Here is a 15,857-nt window from a genome sequence, read left to right on the forward strand (position 1 = left end):
CCATGACGCGGCTTGATTACGGGATTGCCACTGCGGCTTACCTATTTCTGGCATCACCTGCTGGTTGGCTCATTGGCTCGCTCATTCGATACGTGGGCGGAAGCTCATTTCCTACCGATGAAGGCACTAAGCGCATGGGATTCTGGATTGGCTGCACCGAGCGACTTATTATTTTGACGTTCATCCTGGCAAATTACTATGATGCTGTTGGGCTGTTGATTGCGGCTAAATCAATCCTGCATGTCAGTGACCAACAGGCGCGGAAGCAGACTGAGTATGTGCTACTGGGCACGTTGCTGAGCTTGGCGGTCGCGGTGGGGGTAGGGGAAAGCTTGAAGTTGCTACTGCCCACACTTGCTGCCACCAAGTAAAAACCCTACCTTTGCGGCCCGTTTCGGCATAAGGATGCTGGGGCGGTAACTCATTCCAAACCAATTCTTTTTATGAAAAGCCTCGAGATTGTAGGGTTTAAAAGAGCGAATCTCGGTAAGACGGACGCCAAGGCATTGCGCCTCGACGCCCAGGTACCGTGCGTGTTGTATGGCGGCGAGGAGGCAGTGCACTTTTCAGTGCCGGCCATCCTGTTCCGCGAGCTGCTGTATACGCCCGAGGCGCACATCGTGGATCTCAACATTGAGGGCGCCACCTACCGCGCCATCGTGCAGGAAGCGCAGTTTCATCCCGTGAACGAAATGCTGCTGCACGTCGATTTCCTGGAGCTGGCCGGGGGCGGCAAGGAAGTGAAGATGGACATTCCCGTGAAGTACGTGGGCGTCTCGCCGGGCGTGCTGGCCGGCGGCAAGCTGGTAAGCAAGCTGCGCAAATTGCGCGTAAAAGCGTCGGCCGAAAACCTGCCCGACTACGTGGAAGTAAACATTTCTGACCTGGAGCTGGGCAAATCGGTGAAAGTGGCCTCGGTGCAGACCAAGAACTACACCATCCTGACCAGCCCGCAGGCCCCGATTGCCACCGTCGCCATCCCACGCGCCCTGAAGGGCGAGCTGGCCGCCGGCAAATAAATCGCAGATGGTGCTGAGCAGATGGTGCTGATTAATTGTGATGTCGCAGATTGAAGCTGCCTCCTTACAACGTCTTTGATTCAGCACGACTTAAAAAGAAAGCCGCCCCTAAGCAGGGGCGGCTTTCTTTTTAAGTCGAGCGCATAACTTTATTCCCTACCCCCCTCTCAGCGGCAAAACTGCCTTAAAGCTTGTCATTTGCTGAATCTATAAAACTCAACTAATCTGTGATTTCGTGAAGATTCTGGTTCTTGGTCTGGGCAATATTGGTCCCGAATACGCGGACTCGCGCCACAACATTGGCTTTATGGTGGCCGATTTCCTGGCCACAAAATATGACGCGCCCCGCTTTGAAGTCGGGCGCCATGCGTTCGTGACCGAAATGCGGCATAAAGGCCACTCGTTGGTGCTTGTCAAGCCCACCACTTATATGAATTTGAGCGGCAAAGCAGCAGCGCATTATTTGAGCAGCCTGAAAATTCCAGTCGGAAATATGGTCGTCGTAACGGATGATTTAGCGTTGCCGTTCGGCAAATTACGGCTGAAAGGTCAGGGCTCGGCCGGCGGGCATAATGGGCTGAAATCCATCCAAGAAACGCTGGGTACCAGCGAGTACGCCCGACTGCGCTTTGGCGTGGATGCCAATTTTGCAAAAGGCCGGCAAGTGGATTATGTGCTTAATCCTTTTTCGGCTGATGAGCAAATTGAGTTGCCCACGCGCATCGAAAAGGCGGCCGATGCCGTGCTGGCGTTCGGCGCGCTGGGCCTGGAGCGCGCTATGAACGTGGTAAATGTGAAGTAGCTTCTCAGCTTATGGCTCTAACTTTTACTTACAGACTCGGAGAATATGGTTGGGCCGAGGCCCACCTCAGCGACGAAGTGCATACTTTGGTAGGTACGGTTTCATATTTGCATGACACCGTAACAAATATTGTTGAGGCTGCCCTGTCCCTATTGCTCGACCCAGCGACGCCTCAACGCATTGTATTTATGGACGAGCCTGGCGAATTACAGCTACTACTAACACCTGCCACGGATGGCTCGGTAGATGTCGTATTACGCTGGTATGACGATTGGGAAAGTTGGGGCATGCACCCAGAATACCAATTCAAATTGGTTTGGGAAACCACCACGAACGCAGTCAATTTTGCACAGATTGTTAAGAAAGTACTGGATGATTTATGGATGAAGTATGGCGCTGAACACTATAAAGCGCGTTGGCTTGAGCACGACTTTCCAATAAGCCTTCACGAGAAGCTAAATTGTATTTTAGCCGAGTAGCCGGTTCACTACACCACGCCGCTGCCGTTGCGCACAGCGGCACCCGGCTGCATTAGCGCCAGCGAGCCATCCGCATTCTCGGCCAGCAGCAGCATTCCCTGGCTCTGAATGCCTTTAATCTCGCGCGGCGCCAGATTTAGCAATACCAGCACCTGCTGGCCAATCAGCGCTTCGGCAATAAAATGCTCAGCAATGCCGCTCACGATGGTGCGCTGCTCAAGGCCGGTGTCAACTGTGAGCTTGAGCAGCTTCTTGGTTTTGGCTACTTTCTCGGCGGCCGTGATGGTGCCCACGCGCAAATCCATTTTGCCGAACTCGTCAAAGCTTACGTTTCCCTTGGCCGGCGCAACCGGCGTAGTCGCCAACTGATTGGCTTTTTTGGTGTCCAGCAGCTTCTGCACCTGCGCCTCCACCGTGGCGTCTTCAATTTTGGCGAAAAGCAGCTCGGGCGCCTTCAGCTGATGAGCGGGGGGTAGGGAATCGGGGTGGGCGGCGCTTTGCCAGTCGCCGGGCGCCAGGTTGAGCATCGTGGCCAGCTTCTGGGCCGATTCGGGCAGGAAGGGCGTGAGCAGCGGCACGAGACCGGCGGCTAGTTGGAGTGCGACGTGCAGCACCGTGGCGGTGCGCTCGGCGTCGGTTTTAATCAGGTGCCAGGGCTGCGTGTCGGCCAGGTATTTGTTGCCCAGGCGGGCCAGGTTGAGCACCTCAGCCAGCGCGTCGCGGAAGCGGTAATTTTCAATCAGCTCGCCCACGCGGCCCGGAAATTCGGCCAACTGGTTTAATGCCTCCTGGTCAATCGGCTGCAACTCATTTCGGGCCGGGACTTTGCCTTCGAAGAACTTGTGCGTGAGCACGGCGGCACGATTCACGAAATTACCGAGCGTAGCAACTAATTCGTTGTTGTTGCGGGCCTGAAAGTCCTTCCAGGTGAAGTCATTATCCTTGGTTTCGGGCGCGTTGGCGCAGAGCACGTAGCGCAGCACGTCGGCCTGACCAGGAAAATCCTGCAAATATTCGTGCAGCCAGACGGCCCAGTTGCGCGAGGTGGAAATCTTGTCGCCTTCCAGGTTCAGAAACTCATTAGCCGGCACATTATCCGGCAAAATATAGTCGCCGTGCGCGCGCAGCATCACCGGAAATATGATGCAGTGAAAAACAATATTATCCTTGCCGATAAAATGCACCAGCTTGGTGCCGGCGTCTTTCCAATACAGCTCCCATTCATCGGGAAAAGCTTCTTTCGTGGCCGAAATGTAGCCGATGGGCGCGTCAAACCACACGTACAACACTTTGCCCTCGGCGCCGGGCACCGGCACCGGCACGCCCCAATCAAGGTCGCGGGTGACGGCGCGCGGGTGCAAGCCCTGGTCAATCCAGGATTTGCACTGCCCGTACACGTTGGTTTTCCAGTCGGCTTGGTGGCCCTCCACTATCCATTCGCGTAGCCAGGGCTCGTACTCATTTAGCGGCAAAAACCAGTGTTTGGTGTCGCGCAAAACCGGCGCCGCGCCGCTCAGCATCGAGCGCGGATTAATTAATTCGGTCGGGCTGAGTGAGGTGCCGCAACGCTCGCACTGGTCGCCGTAGGCATTTTCGTTGCCGCAGTTCGGGCAGGTGCCCACGATGTAGCGGTCGGCCAGAAATTGCTGGGCCGACTCATCGAAATACTGCTGCGTGGTTTGCTCGATGAATTTGCCGTCGGCGTATAACTTCTCGAAAAAACCGCTCGAAACCTCGCGGTGCGTGGCAGACGAAGTGCGCGAATACACGTCGAATGAGACGTTGAAGTCGCGGAAGGAATCCCGAATCAGGGCGTGGTATTTATCGACAATCTGCTGGGGCGTGACGCCTTCTTTTTGGGCCCGGATGGTGATGGGCACGCCGTGCTCGTCGGAGCCGCAGATAAATTTCACGTCGCGGTTCTGGGCGCGCAGGTAGCGCACGTAGATATCGGCCGGCAGATAGACGCCGGCCAGGTGGCCAATGTGCACCGGGCCATTGGCGTAGGGCAGGGCGGCAGTAACGGTATAGCGTTGGGGAAGAGCAGCCATCGAAAGTTTAGAGAGCAAGAGTGTCGCCAGCAGAATTGGCGCAAAGTCGGCGGCAATTCTGGTTTAATAACCGGAAATTGGAAAAGGTAAATCAACCTGATTTACAAGGGCAGCGTTTGCTGAATAATTAATTTTATATTTGAGCGACTTATTTAGTACTAAGCACCCGAATACTTCCTTCATCTCACCAAACTTTCTTTATTTCCTAATGAAAAAACCTGCTCAAGCAGCCGAAAAACCGGCTAAGCGCGCGAAACGCTCGCCCGAGGAAAAAGCGCAGCGTAAGTCGGCCAAAGACAGTGGCCGCGCCTCTGACTCGATGACCGACGACCGGGCCGCTAAGAAAGCTAGTCAGAAAAAGTCGCTCAAGTCGGCCGCCAAAGAATTGCAGAAAGAGCTTAACAACCGCATGAGTGAGGTGGTGATTCGCATTCGCAAAGAAACGAAAGCCAAGCTGAAGGAAGTGGTGAAGGAGGCCACGCGCCGCCTCGACGTGGATACGGAGCGCATGTTTGAGCAGGCCCTGCACACCATCGTGCGCCACTACGACTCTATTTCCACGTCGTCATCTTCCGCAGCCGCCAATGGCGCCGCTGACACCGGCAGCAGCAACGGCCAGCAGACTGAAGCGGCGACCGGCGGAGCAGCCGGTGCTGGCAACGAAGCCCGCTCGGACAACGGCAGCGTCCGCACTGGCGCCCGTGGCCGCCGCAAGGGTCCGACACTGAATAAAGACGGCAGCCCCCGCAAGCCGCGCACCCCGCGCGCTGCCACAGCCGGTACGGACGCTAATAATACGGGTACCAACGGCGCCGAAACCGCGCCGCGCCGCCGCGGCCCCAAACCCGGTACTCCACGCCGCAGCGCCACCCCGGCCGCCACTAGCGCCGACGCCAAGCCCAAAGGCCGCCCCGGCCGCAAGCCCCGCGCCGCCCCAGCCGATGTTGCCAGCACCGGCATTTTGGGCACCACGGCCAGCGACAACGGCGCCGGTGAAGACAACGCGTAGGCAATTCCCTACCCCCCTCCAGAGTAAGCAACCATCGAAAAAGCGGCTCGCTGCTGGTATTACACCAGCAGCGAGCCGCTTTCTTATTACCCGAAAGCCTTTCCGTTACTGCGGCGCGGTGGTGGCGGCCGGAATCTCGCTTTGGCGCTGCACGCGGGTTTCGGGCGTGGTGGTGTTGGGGTCGTTGGTGTTGATGGTTTCGAGGCGCTTGCGGCGGTTGATATCGGAGGCCTGCTCGCCGAGGCGCTGGGTGTTGGGCGTAGCGTCAGGCACGGCGCTGGTGCGGGTGTTGCGGCCGTTGTCGTAGATGGCCTGGCGGTCGGCGTCGGTGCGCACTTCGGTGGGCACAGCGCGGGCGGCGCTGCTTTCGGCCGTCTGCTCGGTGGCGGTGCAGGCGGTGAGGCCGGCCAGCAGCAAGGGGGTAGGAAATAAGCGGAGGAGGCGTTTCATACGCTTGTAACGGCGCCCAAATCAAAGTGGCCGAACGACTGGGAGGTCGTCCGGCCACCGAGTTTGATATGCTAACTGCGCGCAACTTATTTCTTCTCGAAAACCAGGGCGTTGCCGTCCATGCAGTAGCGCTGGCCGGTGGGCTTCGGGCCGTCGTTGAAAACGTGGCCGAGGTGGCCGCCGCACTTGGCGCACACAATCTCGTCGCGGCTCATGCCGAAGGTGTCGTCGGAGGCGACTTTGACGCTAGCGACCGTGGCCGGCGCGAAGAAGCTGGGCCAGCCGGTGCCCGACTCAAACTTGGTGTCGGAGACGAAAAGCAGGTTGTGGTCGGCGGCGCAGTAGTAGGTGCCGGCGGCGTGGTTGTCGTGGTATTTGCCGGTGAAGGGCCGCTCGGTGCCTTTCTGGCGCAGGATATAGTACTGGTCGGGCGTGAGCTGCTTCCGCCACTGGGCGTCGGTTTTCTGCACTGCAAACTCGCCCGGCTGGCCGGTTACGGGCCGGGGCTGGGGGTAGGACTTGGCCGGGCGGGCGGGCACCACGCTGGCGCCTTTGGGGCCGGTGGCGGCCAGGGCCTCGCCGCCGCGCTGCTGCGAGCAGGCGCTGCCCAGCGTCAGGGCCGAGAGCAGCAGGGTTAAAAAGGAATTACGCATTTGAGAATCAGGATGAAGAAGATAAGCGGTCAACATACGGCGTCGCCGGTCAGTTCGGCTGAGCGATTAGACGCGGGACCGACTGCGACCTTACAGCCGGTTCTGGCCGGACGAGGGGGGTAGGGAATGAGGGAACCGCTAGGCCCGGCGGCCGGGTTAAGACGTGGTTATCCCTGATACTTAATATGATTTGCGCTTAAAAAGCCGTACCTTTGCGGCCGCAAACAAGACCACCTATGGCCCAGAACATTCGTAATATTGCCATCATCGCGCACGTTGACCACGGCAAAACGACCCTCGTGGATAAGATTATCCACGCTTCCAAGATTTTCGACGCCCACCAGCACTTCGACGACCTTATCCTCGACGATAACCCCCTGGAGCGGGAGCGCGGCATCACCATCGTTTCCAAGAACGTCTCGGTTCGGTATAAAGATGTTAAAATCAATATTATTGACACGCCCGGTCACGCCGACTTCGGCGGCGAAGTAGAGCGCGTACTGAAGCTGGCCGACGGCGTGCTGCTGCTCGTGGACGCCTTCGAGGGCGCCATGCCGCAGACCCGCTTCGTGCTCGGCAAAGCCATCGATTTGGGTTTGAAGCCCATCGTGGTGGTGAACAAGGTGGACAAGGAAAACTGCCGGCCCGATGAGGTGCACGAGCAGGTATTCGACCTCATGTTCAACCTCGGCGCCTCGGAGGACCAGTTAGATTTCGTGACGCTCTACGGCTCCTCGAAGCAGGGCTGGATGAGTACCGACTGGAAAGAGAAAACCGACAACATTATCCCGCTGCTCGACGCCGTGGTGGCCTCGATTCCGCCCGCGCCGGTGCTAGAAGGCACGCCGCAGATGCAGATTACCTCGCTCGACTACTCGTCGTTCGTGGGCCGCATCGCCATCGGGCGCGTGCATCGCGGCACCCTGAAAGAGGGCGCCAACATGAGCTTGATGAAGGCCGACGGCTCCATCAAAAAGGTGAAAATCCGGGAGCTGCACGTGTTTGAGGGCCTGGGTCGCGTGAAAGTGGACCAGGTGAGCAGCGGCGAAATCTGCGCCGTGTCGGGCATCGAAGGCTTCGACATCGGCGATACGCTGGCCGACGCCGACAACCCCGAGCAGTTGGAGCGCATCAGCATCGATGAGCCGACGATGAACATGCTGTTCACGATTAACAACTCGCCGTTCTTCGGCAAGGAAGGCAAGTTTGTGACCTCGCGCCACCTGCGCGATCGGCTCTTCAAGGAGACCGAAAAGAACCTCGCCCTGCGCGTGGAGGCCACCGACAAAGAGGACACGTTCCTCGTGTTCGGCCGCGGCATTCTGCACTTGTCGGTTCTGATTGAAACCATGCGCCGCGAGGGCTACGAGCTGCAAGTCGGGCAGCCGCAGGTCTTGTTCAAGGAAGACGAGAACGGCAAGCGCCTGGAGCCCGTCGAGTTGCTTGTGGTGGACGTGCCGGAGGAGTCGGCCGGCAAGGTGATTGAACTGGTGAGTATGCGCAAGGGCGAGATGACCATCATGGAGCCCAAGGGCGACTTGCAGCACCTGGAGTTCAGCATCCCATCGCGCGGCCTCATCGGCCTGCGCAACAACGTGCTAACGGCCACCGCCGGCGAGGCCATCATGAACCACCGCTTCATCGATTACGAAGAGCACAAGGGCCAGATTCCGGGCCGCATTGCGGGCTCATTGATTTCGCTGGAAACCGGCCCCGGCACGGCCTACACAATTGACAAGATGCAGGACCGCGGCTCGTTCTTCGTCGACCCCGGCGAAGAAGTGTACGCCGGCCAGGTAATCGGCGAGCATACCCGCCCCAACGATCTGACCATCAACATTCAAAAAGGCAAGAAGCTGACCAACATGCGCGCCTCGGGCACCGACGACAACGCCAAAATCGTCCCCAAGCGCCAGTTTTCGCTCGAAGAGGCGATGGAGTACATCCAGAAGGATGAGTACCTGGAGGTGACGCCCAAGGCTATTCGGATGCGCAAGATTCTGCTCGATGAGAATGAGCGCCTGCGCTACGCCAAGACGGCGGAGTAAATCGCGGATGGTGCAGACTGGTTGAATTTCGCAGATTACTCTATTAGGTTGATTTTGAAAAGGCGCGACTTCGGTCGCGCCTTTCTCATTTAGAAACTTATTTGATTATCACATTCATTTTTTACCATGAATCAAGACACATTACAGCAATTCGTACAGCTTTTCACTCTTACTGATAATGAGGCAACGGTCCGTGTAAGCGAACGCTTGATTCTGGCCTTGCACGACTCCATCGCTTATCAGGAGCAAGACCTGTATGCTGACGAGTTAGAGCAGCGTGGCATAGTGACAGCGTTGCCGGAACAGGAACTACGGGACATTGCTTTGATTGACGCGCTACAGAGTGAGGGACTGCTATGGGAAAGCAGTATGCGCGAGGCAACCGATGCGCTGGCCGAAGGCATTAATGACATTTTAAGTATTCAGCAGCGTACAGCGCGCCTGAATGAGTCGGCACTCGCTGGTCGCCGAAATACTGGCCCCGAAGTACTGGATTATTTGCAGGATGAGCTAGAGCCGCTAGGCTTGGCGCTGGTGCTATTCCAGCTTGACAGTGACTCTTACCCGTTGAGCGTAGTGACGGATGCGCAGGCGGTGAATTTACGTCGGCTTGCCAAAGAAATGGGTTTCAACCTGACAGTATACTAATCCTGATACGAGCGGCGCGAACATGTGCGCCAGCAAGGGGTTAGAAGCTCTTAGCTCCCCTGTGACCCTACCCCCCCTCATGCGCCAAACCTGGCGCAACCTGCTCTTTGCGCACTGGCCCGTGCCGGCGGCGCTGCTACGGCCCTACCTACCGGCGCGGCTGGAGGTAGACACGTTTGAGGGGCAGGCGTGGGTGGGCGTGGTGCCGTTCACGATGAGCGGCATCCGGCCGCTGGGGCTGCCGGCGGTGCCGGGCCTGAGCCGGCTGCACGAGCTGAACGTGCGCACTTATGCCACGCTCGACGGCGCGCCGGGCGTGTGGTTTCTCTCGCTCGATGCCACCAACGCGCTGGGTGTGTGGGCGGCGCGCACGTTTTTTCACCTGCCTTACTTATACGCCAACATTAGCTTCGGAAACACCGAAACCGGCCGGCGGATGGAAGCCAGGCGCACCCACCAAGGCGCGGCGCCCGCCACTTTCCGGGCGGAGTGGACGCCGGGCACTTTCCTACCCCCCTCCCGGCCCGGAACCCTGGCCTACTTCCTCACCGAGCGCTACCGGCTCTTCACGGCCGGCCCGGACCTGGCCCAGGGCCTGCGCGGCCACGACCTCTGGCAGGGCCGGCTCTGGCACGCGCCCTGGCGGCTGCGCGCGGCCGAGCTGCACACGTGGGAATCGACGCTGCTCGAAAGCCACGGCCTGCCCACGCCCGCCGGTCCGCCGCTGCTCTACGCCGCCGATGCGGTGGACGTGTGGGTGCGGGGGTTCGGGCGGGTAGGAGGGGGTAGGAAATCCTAGCAAAGCCCGGCCGGGAAGCGGACGCAACAGGGAAGCAACTGTACTTTCGGGGTTCCTATCCCCTACCCCATGTCTTTTCTGAAACTGCTGGCCGCCACGCTCCTGCTGCTGGCCGCCGGCCCGGCCCCTGCCCAAACCCGGCAGGACTACCTGCTCGCCACCGACTGGAAATTTATCAAAGGCGACCCTGCTAACGCCGCCAGCCCGGAGTTCCGGGATGCCAAATGGCAGACCGTGAGCGTGCCGCACGACTGGGCCATCGCCGGGCCATTTGATGGCAACAACGACCTGCAAACGGTAAAAATTGAGCAGAACAACGATAAGACCGCGACCCCGAAAGCGGGCCGCACCGGCGGGCTGCCCTTCATCGGCACGGGCTGGTACCGCCACAAGCTGGCGGTGCCGAAGTTCGGGCCGGGCCGGCGGGCGGTGCTGCTCTTCGACGGGGCCATGAGCAACGCGCACGTCTTCGTCAATGGCCGGGAAGTCGGTTTCTGGCCCTACGGCTACAACTCGTTTTCCTTCGACATCACCGGCTTCCTGCGCCCCGACGGCGGCGAAAATACGCTGGCCGTGCGGCTCCAGAATCAGCCGGAATCCTCGCGCTGGTATCCCGGCGCGGGCCTCTACCGCAACGTGCACCTGCTTGTGACTGAAGACGTGCACATTCCCGTCTGGGGCACTTATTTGACCACGCCGGAAATTAAAAGTGAGTACGCCAAAGTCAGACTTAGAACTAAGGTCGAGACGCCCGGCGGCACCTTTCAGCCACTGCGCCTGCTCACCGAAGTCCGCGACGCGGACGGGCAGGTGGTAGCCACTACGACCACCGCGCTGACCGCCACCGACGGGCAGGAGTTTGAGCAAAACCTTGTGGTGCCCACGCCCCGGCTGTGGTCGCCGGAAACGCCGCTGCTCTACACGGCGGCGTCCAAGCTCTATGCCGGCGAGGTGCTGAAGGACGAGTACACCACGCGGTTCGGCATTCGCTCCTTCCAGTTTGAGGCGAACAAAGGCTTTTCGCTCAATGGGCAGCCGCGCGACTTCAAGGGCGTGTGCAACCACCACGACTTGGGGCCGTTGGGCACGGCCGTGAACGTGGCCGCCCTGCGCCGGCAACTCACCTTGCTCAAGCAAATCGGCTGCGACGCCATCCGCACGACCCACAACATGCCCGCCCCGGAGCTGGTCAGCCTGGCCGACGAAATGGGCTTTATGCTGATTGTGGAGGCCTTTGACGAGTGGAAAACGCCCAAGGTCAAGAACGGCTACAGCCAGTATTTTGATGAGTGGTCGGAGAGAGATTTAGTGAACATGGTGCGCCGCGACCGCAACCACCCATCGGTCATTCTGTGGAGCATCGGCAATGAGGTGCCCGACCAGTGGGCGCCGGGCGGCAACAAAATCGCCAAGCGCTTGCAGGACATCGTGCACCGCGAAGACCCCACGCGGCCCGTCACGGCGGGCCTCGACCAGTTCGACGCGGCCGTGGGCAATGGCTTCGCCGCCGTGCTCGACGTGCCGGGCTTCAACTACAAGCCCCACCGCTACGCCGAGGCGTATGGCAAGCTGCCGCAGGGCTTTCTGCTGGGCTCCGAAACGGCCTCAACGGTCAGCTCGCGCGGCGTGTACAAGTTTCCGGCCGTGCCAGCCAAGGATAAAAAGTACGACGACAACCAGTCCTCGTCCTATGATTTGGAAGCCTGCAACTGGTCGCAGACGCCGGATGAGGAATTTGTGGCGCAGGATGACATTCCTTATGCGCTGGGCGAGTTCGTCTGGACCGGCTTCGATTACCTCGGCGAGCCGGCGCCCTACGACGCGCAGTGGCCGTCGCACAGCTCCTACTTCGGCATCCTGGACCTGGCCGGCCTGCCTAAGGACCGCTACTACCTCTACCGCGCCCGCTGGAACCCCACCCAGCCCACGCTGCACCTGCTGCCCCACTGGACCTGGCCCGGCCGCGAGGGTCAAGCCACGCCCGTGTTCTGCTATACCAATCACCCCTCGGCCGAGCTGTTCGTGAACGGCCAGAGCCAGGGCCGCCAGACCAAAGGCCCTTCGGACCGGCCCCAAACCCGCTACCGCCTGATGTGGCCCGACGTGAAATACGCGCCCGGCACGCTGAAAGTAGTGGCCTACGACGCCCAGGGCAAAGCCGTGGCGACCGAGGAAGTGCGCACGGCCGGCCAGCCCCACCATCTGCGCCTGGTCGCTGACCGCGCCGCCCTTGCTGCCGACGGTCAGGATTTAGCTTTCGTAACCGTGCGCGTCGAGGATGCCCAAGGCAACCTTTGCCCCGACGCGGCCCCGGAGCTGAGCTTCAAGGTGAGCGGCGCGGGCCGCTTCCGCGCCGTCGGCAACGGCGACCCGACCAACCTGCAACCCTTCCAAAATCCGCAAATGCGGGCCTTTCACGGGCAGCTCGTGGCCATCATGCAGGCCGGCGGCAAGGCCGGACCGCTGCGTTTGCAAGCTTCGAGCAAGGGGCTGCGCGGGGCGACGGTTGAGGTGCAAGTCGGCGGCGCGCAGTAGCGTGGACTCTGCGAGTCCGCGCGTGGGCCGTTTGGACAAGTCGTTCGGGTGTCGTTCCCGCGCGGACTCGCAGCCTCCTCGCTCCATTTCCCTACCCCCCTTCCGTGGCCAGAATCAGGCTGAGGTCCGGCAGGATTTCGCCGGTTTGCTCCATGCTGCGGTAGGGGCGCACGAAGCAGTAGTTCCAGCGCAACTCATCGTAGCGGTACGAGCTGCGGGCGTTGATGTCCTGGGCGCAGGTATCGTCGAAGCCACGCAGCAGACAGAGGCGGCGGACAGCAGGCAGCCAGGCCGCAGGAGTTTCCAACTGGTAGCGAATCCCGTATCTTGGCTGAAAATTATCCTCTGAAAGCAATGGAACCCTATAAGCGCGACTTGCCCGAAATCGTGGCCGAAATTCTGATTGAGCAGCACGCCATGCGGCAGGACATAAATGCTTTGCGAGAGGAAATGACCTTTGTGCGCGAAGAGGTAAGTGGCCTGCGCGAAGAGGTAAGTGGCCTGCGTGGTGAGGTCGGCGGCCTGCGCGGTGAGGTCGGCGGCCTGCGCGGTGAGGTCGGCGGCCTGCGCGGTGAGGTCGGCGGCCTGCGCGAAGAGGTAAGTGGCCTGCGTGAAGACATGCGCGAAAGCTCGGCCCGGATGGAAAATCTGGTTTCGGTGATGACTAATGCCATCCTTGACGCAATGAACCGGCAAGCTGACCGCTACGACAACACTAACCGCCGGGTGGACGACCTGGAAGGCCGGGTCGAGAGTCTGGAAGGCCAAGCCGCCCAACAGCCCGGCTAATCCCTACCCCCTTCCCGCTGCCGAACGGCCTCAAAGGTGAGCACGGCGGCGGCCACGCTCACGTTGAGCGAGTCGATGCGGCCGCGCATGGGAATGATGATGGTGTGGTCGCAGGCCGCGCGCAGCCCGGCGCTCAGGCCGTCGGCCTCGGTGCCGAGCACCAGGGCCGTGGGGCCGCGAAAATCGTAGCTGGTGTAGGCCTGCGCCTCGGGCGCGAGGGCGGCGGCGTAGGTTGTAATCTGATTCTGCTTCAGAAAAGCCAGCACTTCGACCACCGGCGCGGCCACCACCGGCACCGTGAACACGCAGCCGATGCTGGCCCGGATGACATTGGGATTATACAAATCGGTGCGCGCGTCGCCGATGAGCACGGCATCGACCGGGGCGGCGTCGGCGGTGCGCAGGATGGCGCCCAGGTTGCCGGGCTTCTCGACGGCTTCGAGCACGAGCACCAGCGGATGGGGGGGTAGGCGCAGCTCGGCCAGCGTGCGCTGCGGCGCCGGCGCCAGGGCCAGCAGCCCGTCGGAGCCTTCGCGGTAGGCCACGCGCTCGAAGGCAGCGCGCGCCACCTCGACCCACTCGGTGGCAGGCGCCGGCAGGCGTTGGCGCAGCTCGCGCAGGGCCGCCTCGTCGCTCAGCTCCGGGCAGTAGAACACGGTGCTAACGGGCAGGCCCGCGCCGGCCGCGATGGTTAGCTCGCGGTGGCCTTCCAGCAGCAGCAGCCCCAGCGCCCGGCGCTCGCTGGCCTTCTGCTGGAGCCGCAGCAGCTGCTTGATGCGCGGGTTCTGGGGACTGGTGATTATCAATGGGTGAATGAGTGAGTGAATGGGGGTAGGGCCTGCTGCAAAGAACGGCATCGGCACTTGTTCAGGTCTGGCGTTCTTTGCAGCCTACCCCGCCTACCCCGCCTACCCCCGCCTACCCCCGCCTACCCCCGCCTACCCCCACTCACCCACTCACCCACTCACCCACTCACCCACTCACCCACTCACCTACTCACCCATTGGCCTTAAAGCTGAACTCGAAAATCCTGCTGGGCTTCGCCATCGCCACGGGCGTGCTGCTGCTGACCACGGCGGCCTCGCTGCTGAGCATCCGCGGGCTGGGCGTGCAGACGCGCCGCGTCGAGCACACCTACCAGGTGCTCGAAACCGGCGAGGTCATCACCGGGCTGCTCAAGGATGCGCAGGCCGGCGTGCGCGGCTACCTGCTCACCGGCGACACGGCGTTTTTGCGCACCTACGGCCGCGCGCCGGCCCAGCTCGAGGTGGCGTTGGGGCGCATGAAAAGCCTGACCGCCGACAACGCGCCCCAGCAGCAGCGCCTCGATTCGGTGCAGCCGCTCATCGGGCAGGAGCTGCGCACTTTGCAGCCACTGGCCCGCCCCCAAACCGCCCTGACCCGCGCCACCACCCAGACCCTGCTCGACACCGACCGCCAGACCGTGCAGCGGGTGCGCGCGCTCATGGGCCGGGTGCGGGCCAATGAGCTGGCCCTGCTGGCCGAGCGCAGCCAGCGCCAGGAGCTGTTCGAGGACACGACGCCCCTGTTCGTGCTGGCCTCCACGGTGCTGGCCGTCGTCATTATGCTGGGGCTGCTGCGCCAGATTGGGCGCGAGCTGCGCGACAACCGCCGCCTGCAAGCCACGCTCGCCCGCACCCACGCCGACACCAGCCGCCGCATTGGCCTGATTAAGGAGCTGGCCGAGCAGGTCGTGCAGGGCCACTACGACGTGAAGATTCCCGACTCAGGCCAGGACAACCTCGGGGATTTGGCTTTTTCGCTCAACCGCATGACCCAGACCCTGGACGAGGTGTTTTCGGCCCTGGCCCAGCGCAACCAGGAGCTGGACCAGTTTGCCTACGTGGCCTCGCACGACCTCAAGGCGCCCCTGCGCGGCGTGACGACCATCGTCAAGTGGATTGAGGACGAATTGCAGACCGAACTCTCGCCCCAGCTGCGCCGCTACCTCGACCAGATGAAGGGCCGCCTGGCTCGGCTCGAGGACCTCATCGACGGCCTGCTGGCCTACGCCCGCGCCGGGCGCACGGCCGGCACCCCGGAGGAAGTGGCGGTGGCGCACCTGGCCCGCGACGTGGCCGAGCTGGTCGTGCCGCCCGGCTTTGGGCTGGCGCTGGCCCCCAACCTGCCCGTGTTCGTCACCGACCGCCTGCGCCTGGAGCAGGTGCTGACCAACTTATTCAGCAACGCCGTGAAGTACCACGACCAGCCCGCGGCCGGCCACCTGCGCCTGAGCGCCCGCGACCTGGGCGCGGCCTACGAGTTTCGGGTCGAAGACGACGGCCCCGGCATCGCCCCGGAGCACCGCGACAAGGTTTTTCTGCTTTTCCAGACCCTGCGCGACCGCCACACAGCCGAAAGCACCGGCCTCGGCCTGAGCATCGTCAAAAAAATCATCGACGAGCAAAAAGGCAGCGTTCATATTGAGCAGGGGCTGAACGGACGCGGCGCGGCCTTTGTCTTCACCTGGGCGAAAAATCAGTGAACAGAATGAACAAACAAGCACTCAGGCTCAGCCCCATGAAGCATCGCGCGCGGGGAAGTAATCAGCTTC

Annotated in this window: 16 protein-coding genes; 11 read left to right on the top strand and 5 right to left on the bottom strand. The window is 61.3% G+C overall.

All coding sequences use genetic code 11. The annotated features are described in order from the left end of the window. Positions 1–2 precede the first annotated feature (2 nt). From ACFE70_RS04085 to ACFE70_RS04100, 4 genes are all read left to right on the top strand, one after another. The gene (locus ACFE70_RS04085) at positions 3–371 is read left to right on the top strand and encodes a hypothetical protein (RefSeq protein ID WP_375416444.1); all 369 of its coding nucleotides are present in this window, start codon (positions 3–5) and stop codon (positions 369–371) included. A 72-nt stretch (positions 372–443) separates the two neighbouring features. Beyond that, positions 444–1,019 carry a 50S ribosomal protein L25/general stress protein Ctc gene (locus ACFE70_RS04090; RefSeq protein WP_375416445.1) on the top strand — a complete coding sequence of 192 codons (576 nt, stop codon included), beginning with the start codon at positions 444–446 and terminating at the stop codon, positions 1,017–1,019. A gap of 235 nt (positions 1,020–1,254) precedes the next feature. Then, positions 1,255–1,821 carry an aminoacyl-tRNA hydrolase gene (pth, locus tag ACFE70_RS04095; protein ID WP_375416446.1) on the top strand — a complete coding sequence of 189 codons (567 nt, stop codon included), beginning with the start codon at positions 1,255–1,257 and terminating at the stop codon, positions 1,819–1,821. Between the two features lie 11 nt (positions 1,822–1,832). Beyond that, positions 1,833–2,300, top strand: a complete 468-nt coding sequence (locus tag ACFE70_RS04100; RefSeq protein WP_375416447.1) for a hypothetical protein — start codon at positions 1,833–1,835, stop codon at positions 2,298–2,300. A gap of 8 nt (positions 2,301–2,308) precedes the next feature. Here the strand turns inward: ACFE70_RS04100 and metG are convergent, their stop codons facing one another. Beyond that, positions 2,309–4,351, bottom strand: a complete 2,043-nt coding sequence (gene metG / locus ACFE70_RS04105; protein WP_375416448.1) for a methionine--tRNA ligase — start codon at positions 4,349–4,351, stop codon at positions 2,309–2,311. A gap of 208 nt (positions 4,352–4,559) precedes the next feature. Here metG and ACFE70_RS04110 point away from each other — a divergent pair, with 208 nt between their 5' ends. Then, complete coding sequence (locus ACFE70_RS04110) at positions 4,560–5,360, top strand: hypothetical protein (protein WP_375416449.1); 801 nt, start codon at positions 4,560–4,562, stop codon at positions 5,358–5,360. Positions 5,361–5,465: 105 nt separating this feature from the next. Here the strand turns inward: ACFE70_RS04110 and ACFE70_RS04115 are convergent, their stop codons facing one another. Then, positions 5,466–5,810: a hypothetical protein gene (locus ACFE70_RS04115; RefSeq protein ID WP_375416450.1), complete on the bottom strand. Its 345-nt coding sequence runs from the start codon at positions 5,808–5,810 to the stop codon at positions 5,466–5,468. Positions 5,811–5,896: 86 nt separating this feature from the next. Continuing rightward, positions 5,897–6,463: a peptide-methionine (R)-S-oxide reductase MsrB gene (gene msrB, locus ACFE70_RS04120; RefSeq protein ID WP_375416451.1), complete on the bottom strand. Its 567-nt coding sequence runs from the start codon at positions 6,461–6,463 to the stop codon at positions 5,897–5,899. A 236-nt stretch (positions 6,464–6,699) separates the two neighbouring features. Between msrB and typA the strand changes: the two genes are divergently transcribed. From typA to galB, 4 genes are all read left to right on the top strand, one after another. Next, the gene (gene typA / locus ACFE70_RS04125; protein WP_375416452.1) at positions 6,700–8,511 is read left to right on the top strand and encodes a translational GTPase TypA; all 1,812 of its coding nucleotides are present in this window, start codon (positions 6,700–6,702) and stop codon (positions 8,509–8,511) included. Positions 8,512–8,637: 126 nt separating this feature from the next. After that, positions 8,638–9,159: a hypothetical protein gene (locus ACFE70_RS04130; RefSeq protein ID WP_375416453.1), complete on the top strand. Its 522-nt coding sequence runs from the start codon at positions 8,638–8,640 to the stop codon at positions 9,157–9,159. Positions 9,160–9,181: 22 nt separating this feature from the next. Continuing rightward, the gene (locus ACFE70_RS04135) at positions 9,182–9,958 is read left to right on the top strand and encodes a YqjF family protein (protein ID WP_375416454.1); all 777 of its coding nucleotides are present in this window, start codon (positions 9,182–9,184) and stop codon (positions 9,956–9,958) included. A 69-nt stretch (positions 9,959–10,027) separates the two neighbouring features. Then, positions 10,028–12,493 carry a beta-galactosidase GalB gene (galB, locus tag ACFE70_RS04140; RefSeq protein WP_375416455.1) on the top strand — a complete coding sequence of 822 codons (2,466 nt, stop codon included), beginning with the start codon at positions 10,028–10,030 and terminating at the stop codon, positions 12,491–12,493. A gap of 91 nt (positions 12,494–12,584) precedes the next feature. Here the strand turns inward: galB and ACFE70_RS04145 are convergent, their stop codons facing one another. Next, positions 12,585–12,800: a hypothetical protein gene (locus tag ACFE70_RS04145; protein ID WP_375416456.1), complete on the bottom strand. Its 216-nt coding sequence runs from the start codon at positions 12,798–12,800 to the stop codon at positions 12,585–12,587. Positions 12,801–12,847: 47 nt separating this feature from the next. Between ACFE70_RS04145 and ACFE70_RS04150 the strand changes: the two genes are divergently transcribed. Beyond that, positions 12,848–13,282 carry a hypothetical protein gene (locus ACFE70_RS04150; RefSeq protein ID WP_375416457.1) on the top strand — a complete coding sequence of 145 codons (435 nt, stop codon included), beginning with the start codon at positions 12,848–12,850 and terminating at the stop codon, positions 13,280–13,282. Here the strand turns inward: ACFE70_RS04150 and ACFE70_RS04155 are convergent. Further along, positions 13,279–14,088 carry a TrmH family RNA methyltransferase gene (locus ACFE70_RS04155; protein WP_375416458.1) on the bottom strand — a complete coding sequence of 270 codons (810 nt, stop codon included), beginning with the start codon at positions 14,086–14,088 and terminating at the stop codon, positions 13,279–13,281. The two genes, ACFE70_RS04150 and ACFE70_RS04155, sit on opposite strands and share 4 nt — an antisense overlap. A gap of 77 nt (positions 14,089–14,165) precedes the next feature. On the opposite strand from ACFE70_RS04155, the gene ACFE70_RS04160 reads away from it, so the two are divergent. Next, positions 14,166–15,788 carry a CHASE3 domain-containing protein gene (locus tag ACFE70_RS04160; RefSeq protein ID WP_375416459.1) on the top strand — a complete coding sequence of 541 codons (1,623 nt, stop codon included), beginning with the start codon at positions 14,166–14,168 and terminating at the stop codon, positions 15,786–15,788. Positions 15,789–15,857 lie beyond the last annotated feature (69 nt).

It is taken from the genome of uncultured Hymenobacter sp. (assembly GCF_964243305.1).
Classification (GTDB): Bacteria; Bacteroidota; Bacteroidia; order Cytophagales; family Hymenobacteraceae; genus Hymenobacter.